The sequence below is a fragment of the Xanthomonas sp. NCPPB 3005 genome (genome assembly GCF_041228095.2).
GTDB lineage: Bacteria > Pseudomonadota > Gammaproteobacteria > Xanthomonadales > Xanthomonadaceae > Xanthomonas_A > Xanthomonas_A bonasiae.
The window spans coordinates 586,650-602,500 of record NZ_CP166096.2 but is presented as its reverse complement, the minus strand read 5'-3'; the positions used below and the strand labels follow the sequence as shown (position 1 = coordinate 602,500).

14 protein-coding genes (1 of these 14 only partly in view) are annotated in these 15,851 nt (G+C 70.0%); 7 read left to right on the top strand and 7 right to left on the bottom strand.

Annotated features, from left to right (window positions below; all coding sequences use genetic code 11):
• On the bottom strand, positions 1-666 hold the 5' portion of the coding sequence (gene tyrS, locus AB8810_RS02790) for a tyrosine--tRNA ligase (protein ID WP_179570895.1). Its footprint begins 546 nt before the window's first position; 666 of the gene's 1,212 nt are visible here — the first part of the coding sequence; its start codon is at positions 664-666; its stop codon lies beyond the left edge, outside the window.
• Between the two features lie 167 nt (positions 667-833).
• On the opposite strand from tyrS, the gene AB8810_RS02785 reads away from it, so the two are divergent.
• A complete protein-coding gene (locus tag AB8810_RS02785) occupies positions 834-2,303 on the top strand; it encodes a peptidoglycan DD-metalloendopeptidase family protein (protein ID WP_369915508.1) in 1,470 nt (489 codons plus the stop codon).
• A gap of 89 nt (positions 2,304-2,392) precedes the next feature.
• The gene (locus AB8810_RS02780; RefSeq protein ID WP_369915507.1) at positions 2,393-3,523 is read left to right on the top strand and encodes an anhydro-N-acetylmuramic acid kinase; all 1,131 of its coding nucleotides are present in this window, start codon (positions 2,393-2,395) and stop codon (positions 3,521-3,523) included.
• Between the two features lie 42 nt (positions 3,524-3,565).
• Here the strand turns inward: AB8810_RS02780 and AB8810_RS02775 are convergent, their stop codons facing one another.
• The 3 genes from AB8810_RS02775 to AB8810_RS02765 all read right to left on the bottom strand — a co-directional run bounded on the left by AB8810_RS02775 (position 3,566) and on the right by AB8810_RS02765 (position 5,977).
• Positions 3,566-3,793, bottom strand: a complete 228-nt coding sequence (locus AB8810_RS02775; RefSeq protein ID WP_145706592.1) for a hypothetical protein — start codon at positions 3,791-3,793, stop codon at positions 3,566-3,568.
• A 70-nt stretch (positions 3,794-3,863) separates the two neighbouring features.
• Entirely contained in the window at positions 3,864-5,180 is a 1,317-nt protein-coding gene (locus AB8810_RS02770; RefSeq protein WP_179570898.1) for an MFS transporter, read from the bottom strand.
• Positions 5,177-5,977 carry an exodeoxyribonuclease III gene (locus AB8810_RS02765; protein WP_179570899.1) on the bottom strand — a complete coding sequence of 267 codons (801 nt, stop codon included), beginning with the start codon at positions 5,975-5,977 and terminating at the stop codon, positions 5,177-5,179. Before AB8810_RS02765 ends, AB8810_RS02770 begins: the two co-directional genes overlap by 4 nt.
• A 128-nt stretch (positions 5,978-6,105) precedes the next feature.
• On the opposite strand from AB8810_RS02765, the gene pyrE reads away from it, so the two are divergent.
• Both pyrE and AB8810_RS02755 read left to right on the top strand, forming a co-directional pair.
• A complete protein-coding gene (gene pyrE, locus AB8810_RS02760) occupies positions 6,106-6,765 on the top strand; it encodes an orotate phosphoribosyltransferase (RefSeq protein ID WP_179570900.1) in 660 nt (219 codons plus the stop codon).
• Positions 6,766-6,780: 15 nt separating this feature from the next.
• Positions 6,781-7,461, top strand: a complete 681-nt coding sequence (locus tag AB8810_RS02755) for a hypothetical protein (protein WP_369915506.1) — start codon at positions 6,781-6,783, stop codon at positions 7,459-7,461.
• Between the two features lie 823 nt (positions 7,462-8,284).
• On the opposite strand, the gene AB8810_RS02750 is transcribed toward AB8810_RS02755, so the two are convergent.
• From AB8810_RS02750 to coaBC, 3 genes are read right to left on the bottom strand one after another with little or no spacing between them, the layout of a single operon-like run.
• The gene (locus AB8810_RS02750) at positions 8,285-10,627 is read right to left on the bottom strand and encodes a phosphomannomutase/phosphoglucomutase (protein ID WP_369915505.1); all 2,343 of its coding nucleotides are present in this window, start codon (positions 10,625-10,627) and stop codon (positions 8,285-8,287) included.
• Positions 10,628-10,642: 15 nt separating this feature from the next.
• The gene (dut, locus tag AB8810_RS02745; RefSeq protein ID WP_009588584.1) at positions 10,643-11,113 is read right to left on the bottom strand and encodes a dUTP diphosphatase; all 471 of its coding nucleotides are present in this window, start codon (positions 11,111-11,113) and stop codon (positions 10,643-10,645) included.
• A complete protein-coding gene (coaBC, locus tag AB8810_RS02740) occupies positions 11,110-12,333 on the bottom strand; it encodes a bifunctional phosphopantothenoylcysteine decarboxylase/phosphopantothenate--cysteine ligase CoaBC (protein ID WP_369916603.1) in 1,224 nt (407 codons plus the stop codon). Before coaBC ends, dut begins: the two co-directional genes overlap by 4 nt.
• 136 nt (positions 12,334-12,469) lie before the next feature.
• On the opposite strand from coaBC, the gene radC reads away from it, so the two are divergent.
• From radC to AB8810_RS02725, 3 genes are all read left to right on the top strand, one after another.
• Entirely contained in the window at positions 12,470-13,144 is a 675-nt protein-coding gene (gene radC, locus AB8810_RS02735) for a DNA repair protein RadC (protein ID WP_179570903.1), read from the top strand.
• Between the two features lie 167 nt (positions 13,145-13,311).
• Positions 13,312-15,000: an arginine--tRNA ligase gene (argS, locus tag AB8810_RS02730; RefSeq protein WP_179570904.1), complete on the top strand. Its 1,689-nt coding sequence runs from the start codon at positions 13,312-13,314 to the stop codon at positions 14,998-15,000.
• A 15-nt stretch (positions 15,001-15,015) separates the two neighbouring features.
• Positions 15,016-15,849 (top strand): SPOR domain-containing protein, encoded by an 834-nt coding sequence (locus tag AB8810_RS02725; RefSeq protein WP_369915504.1) that lies wholly within the window; start codon positions 15,016-15,018, stop codon positions 15,847-15,849.
• Positions 15,850-15,851: the final 2 nt, after the last annotated feature.

Below are 15,851 nucleotides of genomic sequence, written 5' to 3'. Positions count from 1 at the left end.
GTCCAGGCCCTCCAGCAACGGCATGGTCAGCACGATCTGCGCCGGCTGTCCGTAATGCTCCTGCAGGCCACGCCCCATCAGCAGGTTGAACTTCTGATCGGTGCCGCCCAGCTCGACGTCGGCCTTCAACGCCACCGAATCGTAGCCCTGCACCAGCGGATACAGGAATTCGTGGATGGCGATGGACTGCTGCGCGGCATAGCGCTTGGCGAAGTCGTCGCGCTCGAGCATGCGCGCCACCGTGTGCTGCCCGGCCAGGCGGATCATGTCGGCCGCGCTCATCTGCCCGAACCACTCGGAGTTGAAGCGCACTTCGGTGCGCTCGCGGTCCAGCACCTTGAATACCTGCTCCTCGTAGGTGCGCGCGTTGGCGAGCACGTCCTCGCGGGTCAGCGGCTTGCGGGTGACGTTCTTGCCGGTGGGATCGCCGATCATGCCGGTGAAGTCGCCGATCAGGAAAATCACCTGGTGGCCCAGCTGCTGGAACTGGCGCATCTTGTTCAGCAACACGGTATGGCCGATGTGCAGGTCCGGCGCGGTCGGGTCGAAACCGGCCTTGACGCGCAACGGGCGGCCGGCACGCAACCGCGCTTCCAGTTCCTCGCGCTTGAGGATTTCGTCGGCACCGCGGCCGATCAGGGCAAGAGACTCTTCAATCGTGGACAAAACGGAACTCCGACGGGTTGCCGCCAGGCAACATGAATGACGTTAAGTGCGAGTTAACCGCGCGCCCGGCGAAAACCTGAGCCGGTTCAATGGTTTGACGCGCTGTTGATCGATGTTTATGGTAGCCGAGTTTTGAGCTCGCGCTTCGAGCTCATGAGGAAGCCTTGATGCAGAACAGCGAAACCGAACAGGAACGCGCGCGCAAGCAGCGCTTCCAGCAACGTCTCCATGTGCTTCACGACACCGCACTGCATCGGCAGCTGACGCAGCACTTCCCCGCCGGCCGCTGGACGCGCCGCCACTGGATCCACGCCAGCCTGTTCGCCACCATCGGCGCGCTGGTGGCCACGATCGTGCCCGGCTTCTCCAATGCGATCGACGTGCCGCTGCAGACCACGCACGCGACCCTGGCGCTGCCGTTGCCGCCGATCTCGCTGGCCCAGCAGCAGGGCGTGGCCGGCGACAGCTGGCAGGTGGTGCGGATCCAGCCCGGGCAGACCCTGGGCGCGGTGTTCGAACAGCTCGACATCCCGGCCACGGTGATGCATCAGGTACTGGACCACCCCGGCACGCGCGAGGCGCTGACCAAGCTGCGCCCCGGCGCCGAGATCGGCTTCGACCTGCCGGTGGCCGGCAGCCTGCGCGGCATCCGCTTCGACCGCGACGCCACCCATCGCGTGGAACTGTCGCTGCTCGGCGACGACATCCGCGAAAAGGTGACCGAGCGCGAGACCAGCACCCGCACCGCGGTCATCAGCGGCGAAATCACCAGCTCGCTGTACGTGGCCGCGCGCAAGGCGGGGCTGTCGCCGTCGGCGATCGCGACGATGACCGACGAGATCTTCAAGTACGACATCGACTTCGACAAGGACCTGCAGCCGGGCGACCGCTTCAGCGTGGTGATGGACGAGACTTGGCGCGAAGGCGAGCGGATCGACACCAGCAAGATCCTGGCGGCGACCTTCACCACCCGCGGCAAGACCTACAGCGGCTTCCGCTTCGAGCGCGACGGCAAGCCGGCCGAGTACTTCGACGTCAGCGGGCGGCCGCTGAAGAAGAGCTTCATCCGCATGCCGGTGTCCTACAGCCGCATCAGCTCGACCTTCGGCGCGCGCAAGCATCCGGTGCTGGGCACCATGCGCATGCACAAGGGCATCGACTACGCGGCGCCGTCGGGCACGCCGATCATGGCCGCCGGCGATGCGCGGGTGCAGTTCGTCGGCACCCAGCGCGGCTACGGCAACGTGGTGATCCTGGACCACGGCAAGGGCTACAGCACGCTGTACGGGCACATGTCGCGCTTCGGCGGGATCAAGCCCGGCCAGCGCATCAACCAGGGCACGGTGATCGGCTTCGTCGGCATGACCGGCATGGCCACCGGCCCGCACCTGCATTACGAATTCCGTGTGGACGGCGTGCAGCGCAATCCGGCCTCGGTGACGATGCCGCCGCCGACGCCGCTGGCCGGCACCGAGCTGGCCGCGTTCCGTGCGCAGACCTCGCCCGCGCTGGCGCGCATCCAGCGCGTGGAGAAGCTGATCTACGCCGACGCCGCACCGGCGAAGGGCGACGCCCCGGCGAAGAAGAAGAAGACCGTCGCCTCGGTCAGGTCGGCGCAGTCCAGCGACGCGGGCTGAGCCGCAAAGCGGCCCCGCCACGGCGGCGCGGATTGACGCGCCGCCGCCCCTCGCCCACGCTGCGCTACTGACGCTGCCTGGTGCCCGCAATGCCCGATCCGATCGCAATCGACGACGCGTCCCTGTTTCTCGGTCTGATGTCCGGCACCAGTGCCGATGGCATCGACGCCGCGCTGGTGCGCTTCGGCGCCGATGGCCAGGCGCAGCTGCGCCTGGGCCGCACCTATGCCTGGGCGCCGCGTCAGCGCGAGGCGCTGATCGCGCTGGGCGAAGGCGGCGAGATCGATTCGCTGGACACGCTGGGCCGGCTCGACGCGGAAGTGGCGATCGCCTTCGCCGAGGCCGCGCTGCGCCTGCTCGAGGACGCCGGCGTCGCGCCTGCCGAGGTGCGCGCGATCGGCTCGCACGGACAGACCGTACGCCACCGGCCGTTGGCCGATCCGGCCTTCACCTGGCAAATGGGCGACGGCAACCGCATCGCCGAGCTGACCGGCATCGCCACGGTGTGCGACTTCCGCCGCCGCGACGTCGCCGCCGGCGGCCACGGCGCGCCGCTGATGCCGGCCTTCCATGCGGCGATGCTGGGCGCGGCGCACGAGGACCGCGCGGTGCTGAACCTGGGCGGGATCGGCAACCTGACCCTGCTGCCGGCGCACGGCAGCGTGCGCGGGTTCGACACCGGCCCGGCCAACGCACTGCTCGATGCCTGGTGCCAGCGGCATCTGGGCCAGCCCTACGATGCCGCTGGCGCCTTCGCCGCCAGCGGCCAGGTCGACGACGGCCTGCTGCAGCGCTTGCTGGCCGATCCCTGGTTCGCGCTGGCCCCGCCCAAGAGCACCGGGCGCGAACAGTTCCACCTGCGCTGGGTGGATGCGCTGCTGGAGCCGGCCGCGCATCCGGCCGCGGCGGTGCAGGCGACCTTGCTGGAACTGACCGCGGCCACCGTGGCCGACGCGCTGCTGGCGCAGCAGCCGGCGACCCGGCAACTGCTGGTCTGCGGCGGCGGCGTGCACAACCCGCTGTTGCTGGCGCGGCTGCAGGCACGGCTGCCGGGCGTGCAGGTGCTGTCCACGCAGGCGCTTGGCCTGGATCCGGACTACGTGGAAGCGATGGGCTTCGCCTGGCTGGCGCGGCAGACCCTGGCCGGGCTGCCCGGCAACCTGCCTTCGGTCAGCGGCGCGCGTGGACCGCGCATCCTCGGCGCGATCCACCTGGCCTGACCGCAGCGGCAGCGGCCCGCGTCACGGGCACCGACGCGCGGCTCAGAAGCCGGCGCCGGCCGGCAGTTCGCGCAACGCGGCGATCGCCTCGGACAAGGCATCCACTTCCGGGTTCTCGAAGCCGCTGCGCACTTCATGCTCGCTGGCAAACAGGCCCTGCTCGATCAGGTTGAGCACGGTCTGGTGCTGGGTCCAGCCGCGGGCCACGGCGATGCGGCGGATCCGATCGACCAGGATGGGGTCGATGTCGCGCAACAGCAGATCGGTCATGCGGACTCCCTGACGGACGGCGGCGCACCCCATGCGCTGCCGTGCATCATCCGCAACTCCGAGCGGGCTTTCAATCCGCCTGCGGCGCGGCGGGGGCCGGTTGTTCGCGGATCCGCGGCCACAGCCAGGCCAGCAGCAGCAGGGTCGGAATCACCGTGAACGCGCTGAGCACGAAGAAGGTGCTGTAGGACGTGGCCTCGACGATGTAGCCGGAAGCGCCACCGACGAACTTGCCCGGCAGGTTGGCCAGCGACACCAGCAGCGCGTACTGGGTGGCGGTGAAATTGCGGTCGGTCAGCGACGACATGAATGCGACCAGCACGGTGCCGGCGAAGCCCTGGAACAGGTTGTCAGCGCTGAGCGCGGCGTAGAACGACCACAGCTGCCCGGGATGGTGAGCCATCAGCAGGAACGCCAGGTTCGACAGCGCCACACCCAGCGCGGCGACGAACAGCATGCGCCGGAAGCCGAACGCCGCCACCGCCAGGCCGCCGGCGAACGCGCCGGCGATGCCCATCCACACCCCGAACAGCTTGGAGACGGTGGCGATGTCGGCCTTGCTGAAGCCCGAATCGAGGTAGAACGGGCCGGACATCACCCCGATCACCTGGTCGGGAAACTTGAACAGGCCCACGAACAGCAGCAGCCCCAGCCCCAGCGCCAGGCCGTTGCTGGTGAAGAAGCTGGAAATCGGCTGCCAGAACGCGCCGACCACGTCGATCTTGCGCACCACCGTGGCCGCCGGCACCTCCGGTTCGCGGCACAGCAAGGTGGTGGCGATCGGCAGCAGCATCAGCCCGGCCATCACCAGATAGGCCAGGGTCCAGTCGCCGAACTGGGCCAGGTACAGCGCGCCGGCGCCGGACAGGATCAGGCCGATGCGGTAGCCGAAGGTGTAGGTCGCGGCGAGCGCGGCCTGCGCCGTCGCCGGGGCGATCTCGATCCGGTACGCATCGACCACCGAATCCTGGGTGGCGCCGGCGAAGGAGGCGATCAGCACCCACAGCACCAGGCCGCCGATGCTCAGTTCCGGACGCATCAGCGCCAGCGCCGCCAAGCCGATCGTGACCCCCAGCTGCGACACCAGCAGCCACGAGCGGCGCCGGCCCAGGAACGCGACCAGCGGGAACGGATAGCGGTCCAGCAGCGGCGCCCACAGGAACTTGAGCAGGTAGAAGAAGCTGGCCAGGCTGATCAGGCCGATGCTGCCCAGGTCCAGGCCGACGTCGCGCAAGCGCGTGGACAGGGTCTGCGAGGCGATCAACAGGAACGGCAGGCCGCTGCCGAAGCCGAGCAGCGCCATCGTCGCCGCCGACGGCGTGGCGAAGGCGCGCTTGATCCCGGCCCAGCCCTTGTAGGAGGCCGGCGCGGACGCGGCCTGGCTCATTCGCGGTAGTCCACCACGAACGGCGCATGGTCGGAGAAGCGCTGCGCGGTATAGATCGCGCAGCCCTGCAGGCGCTCGCGCAGCGTCGGGGTCACGAACTGGTAGTCGATGCGCCAACCCACGTCGTTGGCGCGCGCGGCGCCGCGGTTGCTCCACCAGGTGTAGTCCTGACCCTCCGGGTGAAGCGCGCGGTAGGCATCGACCCAGCCGCGGCCGCTGGCCGGATCGGCGTCTTCGGCGCGATCGGCGCACAGGCCGTTGAGCCAGTCGCGCTCGGCCGGCAGGCAGCCGGAATTCTTCTGGTTGGACTTCCAGTTCTTGATGTCCAGCGCCGAGCGCACGATGTTCCAGTCGCCGCACAGCACGTAGTCGCGGCCGCTGGCCAGCCATTCGGCCAGGATCGGCCGCAGCCAGTCCATGACCTGGAACTTGTAGCCCTGGCGCAGTTCGCCCGACGAGCCGGAGGGAATGTAGAACGAGACCACGCTCAGGTTGCCGAAGCGCGCCTCCAGGTAGCGGCCCTCCTCGTCGAACTCGGGCCAGCCCAGCGCGGTACGCACCTCGTCCGGCTCGCGCTTGCTGTAGATGGCCACGCCGCTGTAGCCCTTCTTGGTGCTGGCATCGCGGAACCAGGCGCGGTAGCCGTCCGGCAGGAACGCCGGCCCGGCCAGCTGATGCTCCTGCGCCTTGGTTTCCTGCACGCACAGCACATCGGCGTGCTGGCCGGAAAACCACTCGAAGAAGCCCTTGGTGGCGGCCGAACGCAGGCCGTTGGCATTGAAACTGACGATACGCATGAAGAGCCGGGAATTGGGAAAAGGGAATAGGGAATCGGCAAAGCGTACCCCAGTGAGACCGCGAAGACAGAACAACCGCTATGCTTTTAGCCATTCCCGATTCTCCATTCCCCATTCCCGGCATCCCAATGACCGACTACCGGCAACGTTTCCTGCAATTGGCCCTGGATGCGCAGGCGCTGCGCTTCGGCGAGTTCACGCTGAAGTCCGGGCGCGTCAGCCCCTATTTCTTCAATGCCGGGCGCTTCGATTCCGGGAGCACGGTGGCGCGCCTGGCGGCGTGCTACGCCGATGCGGCCGACGCCGCCGGGCTCGACTTCGATCTGCTGTTCGGCCCGGCCTACAAGGGCATTCCGCTGGCGACCGCGCTGGCCTGCGAGTACGCGCAGCGCGACCGCAACCTGCCGCTGGCGTTCAACCGCAAGGAAGCCAAGACCCATGGCGAAGGCGGCAGCCTGATCGGCGCGCCGCTGGCCGGGCGCCGGGTGCTGATCGTGGACGACGTGATCACCGCCGGCACCGCGATCCGCGAGGCGCTGGCGATCATCCGCGAGGCCGGCGGCATCCCGGCGGCGATCCTGGTCGCGCTGGACCGCCAGGAGATCGCCGGCGAGCACGACCGGCGCTCGGCGGCGCAGGCGGTGGCGGCGGAGGCCGGCGTTCCTGTCGTGTCGGTCGCGCACCTGGGCGATCTGCTTGCATTCATCGATGGAAACGCGGACCTTGTCGGCTTCCGCGAACCGCTGCTGGCCTACCGGGCACGCTACGGCTGCGATCCGTCAGGCTGACAGCAGGGGGCTGCCATGATGCCGATCCAACGACCGTGGGGCCGGGCCGCGTTGCCGGTCCTGCTCGCGCTGATTGCGTTGCCGGCCGCAGCGCAGCCGGCGCCATCCAAGAAGCTGTACTGCTGGAACCAGGGCGGGCAGCGCGTATGCAGCGATGCGCTGCCGCCGGAAGCGGTGAACCAGGCGCGCGACGAGTTCAACGCCAAGAGCGGGATGCGCAGCGGCGCGGTCGGCCGTGCGCTGAATGCCGAGGAGCGCGCCGCGGCCGCCGCCGATGCCGCGCAGCAGCGCGCCGACCAGGCGGCGCTGGAGACGCGCAAGCGCACCGACCAGGCGATGCTGCTGTCGTTCCAGACCGAAGAGGAATTGCGCCGGGTGTTCTCCGAGCGCATCGGCATCGTCGACAACAACATCAACACCGCGCGCTACAACGTCAACAGCCTGCGCGAAGGACTGGTCGGCCTGCTCGCCAACGCCGGCGCGCGCGAACTGGCCGGGCAGAAGGTGACCGGCAAGATCGTCGAGGACGTGCAGCAGCGGCATCGCGCGCTGCTGTGGCAGCTGCGCATGCAGAAGAACTTCGAACAGCAGCGGCTTGGCCTGAACCAGGAAATCGACGACGCGCTGCAACGCTATCGTGCGGCGAAGCGGCCCGCGACCGGAACGGCGCCGGCTGCGCCGGCGAACAGCGGCTAAACGCAGCGCGCGGCCAGCGGCGCTAGCCAGGTCGCCGCGGCAGGGATGCCGGGACTGAAGTTCCTCCCACAGTGCATCCAGCAAGTAGGCCGCAAGTCCCTTGTGGGAGCGACTTCAGTCGCGACGAGCGAAGTCCGGACGCCTGGGCGGCTTCGGCTGGAGTCGGGACTGAAGTCCCTCCTACAGTGCACCCAGTGAGTTGGCCGCGAGCCCCTTGTAGGAGCGACTTCAATCGCGACGAACGAAGCCCGGATGCCTGTGCGGCTTCGGCTGGTGTCGGGACTGAAGTCCCTCCTACAGTGCACCCAGCGAGTTGGCCGCGAGTCCCTTGTGGGAACCACTTCAGTCGCGACGAGCGAAGCCCGGATGCCTACTCGGCTTCGGCCGGAGTCGGGACTGAAGTCCCTCCTACAGTGCACCCAGCGAGTTAGCCGCGAGTCCCTTGTAGGAGCGACTTCAGTCGCGACGAGCGAAGCCCGGATGCCTGCGCGGCTTCGGCTGGTGTCGGGACTGAAGTCCCTCCCACAGTGCACCCAGCGAGTTGGCCGCGAGTCCCTTGTGGGAGCGACTTCAGTCGCGACGAGCGAAGCCCGGATGCCTGCGCGGCTTCGGTTGGAGTCGGGGCTGAAGCCCCTCCTGCAGCACACCCAGCGAGTTGGCCGCGCTTCCTGCAGGAGCGGTTTCAACCGCGACGAGCGCCGCCCGGAATCGCTGCGCTCTCGGCAACCCTGTCGCGGGCTGAAGCCGTTTCCACACCACTCCGCGTGCCGGCCGGGCTACGCCGCCTCGCCCGGCACTGCGCCGGGCGTACACGGCATGCGCCTCAGAACCCCGCCGCCAGCGACGGCAGCAGCGCCTGCAACTGGCTGCGGAACAGGTCCTTGATCCGCTCCAGCGCGGCAGTGGTGTCGGCCTCGAAGCGCAGCACCAGCACCGGCGTGGTGTTGGACGCGCGTACCAGACCCCAGCCGTCGGCGAAGTCCGCACGCAGGCCATCGATGGTGAGCAGCCGCGCACCGGCGAACGCCGAGCCTTCCTGCTGCGCGATGGCGACCAGCTGCGCGACCAGCGCATGCGCGTCCTGCCCGTCGGCCAGCGGCAGCTTGATCTCCGGCGTGGACACGCTGTCGGGCAGCTCGGCCAGCACCTCGGACGGGCTCTCCTCGCGCTGCGCCAGGATCTCCAGCAGCCGCGCCGCCGCGTACAGGCCGTCGTCGAAGCCGTACCAGCGCTCCTTGAAGAAGAAGTGGCCGCTCATTTCGCCGGCCAGTTCGGCGTCGGTCTCGCGCATCTTCGCCTTGATCAGCGAATGCCCGGTCTTCCACACCATCGGGCTGCCGCCGTTGCGCAGCACGTAGTCCGACAGCTTGCCGGTGCACTTGACGTCGTAGATCACCAGCGCGCCGGGATTGCGCTGCAGCACGTCGGCGGCGAACAGCATCAGCAGGCGATCGGGGTAGATCACCGTGCCTTCCTTGGTGACCACGCCGAGCCGGTCGGCATCGCCGTCGAAGGCGATGCCCAGGTCGGCGTCGAAGCGCTTCACGGTCTGGATCAGGTCTTCCAGGTTGTGCGGCTCGCTGGGATCGGGGTGATGATTGGGGAAGGTGCCGTCAACGTCGCAGTACAGCGGGATGACCTCCGCGCCGATCGCCTCCAGCAGCCGCGGCGCCAGTTCGCCGCCCACGCCGTTGCCGGCATCGGCCACCACCTTGAGTGGGCGATCCAGCTGCACGTCGTCGGCGATGCGCTGGATGTAATCGTCGCCGACGTCGCGCTGCTCCAGCCGCCCCGGTTCGGCGGCGGTCGGCAGGCGGCCTTCGCTGATCCGCGCGTACAGGTCGGTGATCGCCGCGCCGGACAGCGTCTCGCCGCCGACCACGATCTTGAAACCGTTGTAGTCCGGCGGGTTGTGGCTGCCGGTCACCGCCACGCAACTGCCGGCACGCAGGTGGAAGCTGGCGAAATACACCACCGGGGTCGGCGCCAGGCCGATGTCGGTGACGTGGCAGCCGGCGCGGCGCAGGCCGTCGATCAGCGCCGCCGACAGTTCCGGGCCGGACAGGCGGCCGTCGCGGCCGACCACCACCTCGTTCAGGCCCTGCTCCTGCATCACCGCGCCGATCGCCTGGCCGATCAAGGCGGCGACCTGCGGGCTGAGATCGCGGCCGACCACGCCGCGGATGTCGTAGGCGCGGAAGATGGCGGCCGGCACGGTCAGTGCCGGAACCGCCCTGGCCGGCGCGCTCTCGCCTTCGGGCAGCGGCGGTGCCGGTGGCGGTTCCCGGTGCTGCAGGCTCTGCCGCAGGGTGGGCTCCTGCTCGGCCGCCGCGGCGGCGGCCTTGGCGCGGCGCGGCCGCGGCAGGCGGCCGCGCGCGGCCAGCAGCACCGCCAAGGCCAAAAAGCCGAGCAGGCCGGCGACGATCAGGCAGGGCAGCGCGTCCAGGCCGAGCGGACCGAGCTCGGCGTCGGGCAGCGCCGCGACCACCCGCAGCCCGGTCGTGCCGATCGGCCGCGACAACGCGTCGCCATGGTCGGCCAGGCCGGCATCGCCGGCGCCGACCACGTCGTAGCTGCCCTGGCGCAGCGCCAGATAGCCGCTGGCCGGAACCGCGGCCTGCGCCACCGGTGCGGTCAGCACGCGCAGCGGCAGGCGCAGGTAGGCGACGCCGGCGCCCGTGTCCAGGGTCACCGGCGCGGCCAGCCCCAGTCGCGCCCCACCACCGTCGCGCACCACCGCGCTGGCGACCGCGTCGGTCAGCAACGCCTTTTCCAGCAGCGCCAGGCGGCCATAGCCGAAGCCGCCCGCGTCGGCGTAGCCGGCGCTCAGGTCGGCGGGCAGCACGTGTGCGTCTTCCGCGTCCTTCCAGCCCTCGCGCAACGCCTGCGCCGCCGCGGTCGCGTCGCCGCGCGCCAGGGCCGCCTGCACCGCGGGCTGCTGCAATTGCGCGGCGAAGCGCTTGGCCACCGCCGCCAGCGCCTGCGAGGTCTGCGCCACCACTGCGTCGCGCGCCTGCTGCAGTTCCGTGGCGTTTTGTTCGTTGCGCCATTGCTGCGCGCCGCTCCAGCCGAACCAGCCGGCCAGCGCAGCCAGCAGCAGCGCCAGCAGCGGCGCCGCCTTGCGCAAACCCTCCGGCGCCGGCGGCCGTTGTGTTGCCTCGCTCATGCAGACGATCCCCTGTCAGCGCACTCCGGTATGGCCGAATCCACCCGTTCCCCTGGCGCTGTCGGCGAAAGTATCCACCACCTGCAGGGCAACGCGCACGACCGGCATCACCACCAGTTGCGCGATGCGGTCGCCGGGGGCGATGGTGAACGGCTCGCGGCCGCGGTTCCAGACGCTGATCAGCAGCGGCCCCTGGTAGTCGGCATCGATCAGGCCGGTGCCGTTGCCGAGCACGATGCCGTGGCGATGGCCCAGCCCGGAACGCGGCAACACCACCGCGCACAGCTGCGGATCGGCGATGTAGATGGACAGCCCGCTGGGGATCAGCGCGGTATCGCCCGGCGCCAGGGTCAGCGGCGCCTCGGTGGCCGCGCGCAGATCGAGCCCGGCGCTGGCTTCGGTGGCGTAGTCCGGCAGCGGCCAGCTGTCGCCGAAGCGCGGGTCGAGCAGTTTGACCTGCAGCGGGTACGGCGTCGGAATGGTCATGCGTGCAGTCGCTCCGCGATCAGGGCCAGCAATTGTTCGGCCAGTTGCGCCTTGGACACGGCCGGGAAGCTGCGCGCGCCCTGTTGCCAGTAGGCGGTGGCGGCATTCTGGTCGCTCTCGAAGCCGTTGCCGGCCACCCCCACCTGGTTGGCGATGATCAGGTCCAGGTGTTTGTCGTTGAGTTTGCCACGCGCGTAGCGCTCGATGTCGTGAGTCTCGGCGGCGAAGCCGACCACCAGCTTCAGCGCCTGGGTCTGGGCGGCGACCTCGGCCAGGATGTCGGGCGTGCGCACCAGCTCCAGGGTCAGCATCTCGCCGCTCTTCTTGATCTTCTGCGCGGCGACCTGCCTGGGCGTGTAGTCGGCGACCGCGGCGGTGCCGATGTAGATGTCGGCGGGCAGCGCGCCCAGCACCGCTTCGCGCATCTGCGCCGCCGACCGCACGTCGATGCGCTGCACGCCGTCGGGCGTGGGCAGGTGCACCGGGCCGCTGACCAGCACCACCGACGCGCCCTGCCGCGCGGCCGCGGCGGCCAGGGCATAGCCCATCTTGCCGCTGCTGCGGTTGCCGAGGTAGCGCACCGGGTCCAGGTCCTCGTAGGTGGGGCCGGCGCTGATCAGCAGGCGCAGGCCGTGCAGCGCGCCGCCACCGGCGCTGGCCGCGACCGGCGTGGGCGCCGCAAGGGGCGCCGCAGCCGCGGCGCGGCCAGCGGCCAGCGCGGCGACGATCTCTTCCGGTTCGGCCAGGCGTCCGGGGCCGGACTCGCCCTCGGCCAGCGGGCCGTCGTTCGGCCCGACCACGCTGGCGCCGCGTTGGCACAGCGTGGCGACATTGGCCTGGGTGGCGGAGTGCAGCCACATGCGATGGTTCATCGCCGGGCACACGGTCAGCGGCGCGTTGGTGGCCAGGCACAGCGTGGTCACCAGATCGTCGGCCAGGCCGTGGGCGAGCCGCGCCAGCAGGTCGGCGGTGGCCGGCGCCACCACCACGCGATCGGCCCAGCGTGCCAGCTCCAGATGGCCCATCGCCTGCTCGGCGGCGCTGTCCCACAGGCTGGTGCGGGTCGGGTGCGCGGACAGCGCCTGGAAGCTCAGCGGCGTGACGAACTGCTGCGCGCCGGCGGTCATCGCCACCTGCACCTCGGCACCCGCCTCGCGCAGCCGCCGCACCAGCTCCAGCGCCTTGTAGGCAGCGATGCCGCCGCCCACGCACAACAGCACACGCCGCCCCTGCAGGGGCCCCTCGAAAGTACCGGTCACGTCGGGAATGTCCTACCCATGCAAGAACGATTAGCTTACCCGATGGCCCTTTGCGGCCCTGATACCGTTGCGCCATATCGCCCGCCAATCTGGCGATATGCACATAAACGACTGGCCCGATGCCGAACGCCCCAGGGAAAAGCTGCTGGCACGCGGTCCCGGCGCCCTCTCCGACGCCGAACTGCTGGCGATCTTCCTCGGCTCCGGCCTGCCCGGCAGCGACGCAGTGCGGACCTCGCGCGACCTGCTGCATCGGCATGGACCGCTGCGCATGCTGCTGGACCGCCCGCCACGCGAGCTGGTCCGCCTGCCGGGGCTCGGCCCGGCACGGGCCTGCAAGCTGTCGGCGGCGCTGGAGCTGGCCAAGCGCCACCTGGCCGCCGAGCTTGAGCGCGGCACCACCCTGACCGATCCGGGAGCGGCCGGCCGCTACTTCGCGCAACGGCTGCGGGCATGGCCGCACGAAGTGTTCGCGGTGCTGTTCCTGGACACCAAGCACCGCTCGCTGGCGTTCGAGGAACTGTCCCATGGCACCCTGGACGGCGCCGAGGTGCATCCGCGCGAAGTGGTGCGGCGCGCGCTGGCGCACAACGCGGCCGCGGTGATCATCGGCCACAACCACCCATCGGGGAACTCGGAACCCTCCCCCGCCGACCGCGCCGTCACCCACCGGCTGAAACAGGCGCTGGGCTTGGTGGACATCCGCTTGCTGGACCATTTCATCGTCGGCGACGGGGCGCCGGTGTCGATGGCGGCGCGCGGCTGGGCCTGAGCCGGAATCCGGGAATCGTGGCAGCGCGGCGGCGGCGTTGCCCAACGCAGATGCCCAATCCCCGATCCGCCATCGTCGGACGGCCTGAGGTCGGGCTGAACCCGGCACGGGCCGGGAGGCGGCGGGTCGGGTAAAATCGCCGGTTCCGCGCTTCAAGCAGAGATCACGTGAAATCCCAACTCCGCGCCCTGATCGGTCAAGGCATCGAAGCCTTGCGCGCCAACGGCACCCTGCCGGCCGACACCCTGCCGCCGGACTTCGTGGTCGAACGGCCCAAGACCCGCGAGCACGGCGACTTCGCCACCAATGCCGCGATGCTGCTGGCCAAGGCCGCGCGCGGCAATCCGCGCGCGCTGGCGCAGCAGCTGGTCGCCGCGCTGCCGGCCAGCGACGAGGTGACCCGGGTCGAGATCGCCGGCCCCGGCTTCATCAACTTCCACCTCAGCCCCAGCGCCTACCAGCGCGAAGTGCTGGCGGTGCTCAAGCAGGGCGAGGACTACGGCCGCAGCCTGGTCGGCAATGGCCGCACCGTGGGCGTGGAATACGTCTCGGCCAACCCGACCGGCCCGCTGCACGTGGGCCACGGCCGCGCTGCGGCGATCGGCGACTGCCTGGCGCGGCTGCTCGAGGCCAACGGCTGGAACGCCAAGCGCGAGTTCTACTACAACGACGGCGGCGGCCAGATCGAGAACCTGGCGCGCTCGGTGCAGGCGCGCGCGCAGGGCAAGACCCCCGACAGTCCCGACTGGCCGGAAGAAGGCTACCGCGGCGACTACATCCAGGACGTGGCCAACGCCTACCTGGCCGGCGACTCGGTGGACCTGGAAGGCAATCTGGTCACCGGCTCCAAGGATCCGAACGACCTGGAGGCGATCCGCCGCTTCGCCGTGGCCTATCTGCGCAACGAGCAGAACCACGACCTGGCCGCGTTCGGCGTGGACTTCGACATCTACTTCCTGGAAAGCTCGCTGTACCGCGACGGCAAGGTCGAGGAGGCGGTGCAGAAGCTGGTCGCCTCCGGCCACACCTACGAGGAAGGCGGTGCGCTGTGGCTGAAATCGACCGATTTCGGCGACGACAAGGACCGCGTGATGCGCAAGTCCGACGGCAGCTATACCTACTTCGTGCCGGACGTGGCCTATCACCTGAGCAAGTGGCAGCGCGGCTACGTGCGTGCGATCACCGAACTGGGCGCCGACCACCACGGCTCGCTGGCGCGGGTGCGCGCGGGCCTGCAGGCGATGGACCTGGGCATCCCCAAGGGCTGGCCCGAGTACGTGCTGCACCAGATGGTCACGGTGATGCGCGGCGGCGAGGAAGTGAAGCTGTCCAAGCGCGCCGGCAGCTACCTGACCCTGCGCGACCTGATCGAGGAAGCCGGCCGCGATGCCACGCGCTGGTTCCTGATCGCGCGCAAGCCCGATTCGCAGCTGACCTTCGACATCGATCTGGCGCGCCAGCAGAGCAACGACAATCCGGTGTTCTACGTGCAGTACGCGCATGCCCGGGTGTGCAGCCTGCTGCGCCAGGCGCAGGAGAAGAAACTGGACTACGACCAGGCCGACGGCCTGGGCCAGCTGAACCGGCTGAACGATGCGACCTCGCTGGAACTGATGCTGGAACTCTCGCGCTACCCGGAAGTGGTGGAGAATGCGGGGCATGTGCTGGAGCCGCACCTGATCGCGCAATACCTGCGCGAACTGGCGACCGCGTTCCACACCTGGTACCACGGCACCCCGGTGCTGGTGGACGATGCGGGCGAGCGCAACGCCAAGCTGACCTTGGCCGTGGCGGCGCAGCAAGTGCTGGCGAACGGCCTGAACCTCCTGGGCGTGTCCGCCCCGGAAAAAATGTGAGTGGAGAAGCGGTAGATGGCAGCACGACGCGGTAAGACGCAGGCGCGGCGCAACAGCGGCAACGGCACGCCCGGATGGGTGTGGCTGATCGCCGGCGTGGCGATCGCGGCAGTGGTATTCCTGGCGGCACCGGGCCTGTTCAAGAAGGACGGCGACGGCTTCCTGCGCGTGGGCGGGCCACGCGCCAATCCGGATGCGCAACCGGCGCCGGTGGCCGATGCCGACGTGGACGCGGCACCGGAACTGCCCAAGCCGGCGGCGACAGCGGCCGGCAGCACCAAGCCCGACGCCAAGAAGGACGCACAGACCCAGTACGACTTCTACACCTTGCTGCCCGGCAAGGAAGTGCAGATGTCCGACGCCGAGCTGGCCGCCAGCGCACGCGCCGAGGCCGCGCGCCAGGCGCGCGCGCCGCAGCCGGCTGCCGCCGCCACGCCGGCCACGGCAACTGCGGCAACCGTGGCCGCCACCGCGCCGGCAACGACGGCGGCAGCGTCCAACCCGACCCCGCTACCCGAAACGGCAGCAGCGGGCGCACCCGCCAACACGGTGGCCACGGCGACCAAGCCAGCCGCGGCATCGACCGTGCCCGCCGCTGCCGCCGCCGCGCCGGACAACGCCCGCTACATCCTGCAGGCCGGCTCGTTCGGCGCCTCCGGCGATGCCGAATCGACCAAGGCCAAGCTGGCGATGCTGGGCCTGTCGGCGCGCGTGGAATCGGCGCAGATCAGCGGCAAGACCGTGTACCGCGTGCGCATGGGGCCGTACGGCACCGCCAGCGAACTGGCCGCGGCCAAGCAGAAGCTCACCGGCAGCGGGCTGCCGGCGATCGCGATCAAGGCGCAGTGAGG